The following is a 541-nucleotide window of genomic DNA, read 5'->3' on the forward strand; positions in this document are numbered from 1 at the left end:
GCACCATGGTGCGGCCGTCCATGAACGGGCGGGCCCAGGTGGTGCCGCGCCACATCATCATGCCATTCCAGCGCGGCGCGCCTTCATGGGTGTGGAACTGGCGCCGCAGCGCCGAATGGATGCCGTCCGCCCCGATCAGCAGATCGCAGCGCAGCGTGGCGGTGCCTCCGGCCGCGAGGTCGGCCTGCGCCAGCACGCGGCCGTCCGCCTCCTCGGTGCAGCCGGTGAGGCGCAGGCCGGCGCGCACCCGGTCTGCGCCCAGGCGCTGCAGGCAGGTATTCCACAGCAGCATCTGCAGCTCGCCCCGGTGCACGCTGTACTGCGGATGGCTGTAGCCGGCCTCGGTGCCGCGCAGGTCTTCGAAGATCGGCTGGCCGTGCCGGTTGGCGAACACCAGGGCGCGGGTGCGCACGGCCATGGCGTCGAGCGCGGGCAGCAGCCCGAGGCTGTCCAGCACGTCCACCGCATGCGGCAGCAGGTTGATGCCCACGCCCAGCGGCTGGGGCCGCGCCGCGGCCTCGCAGACCGTCACCCGGTGCCC

Annotated in this window: 1 protein-coding gene; it reads right to left on the reverse strand. The window is 73.6% G+C overall.

The window, feature by feature from the left end:
* Positions 1-541: FAD-dependent monooxygenase (locus tag GVL52_RS31785; protein WP_200847961.1), on the reverse strand; the 541-nt coding region annotated here is incomplete at both ends.

Origin of the sequence: Rhizobium sp. 18055 (assembly GCF_902706285.1) — a bacterium.
GTDB lineage: Bacteria > Pseudomonadota > Alphaproteobacteria > Rhizobiales > Rhizobiaceae > Rhizobium.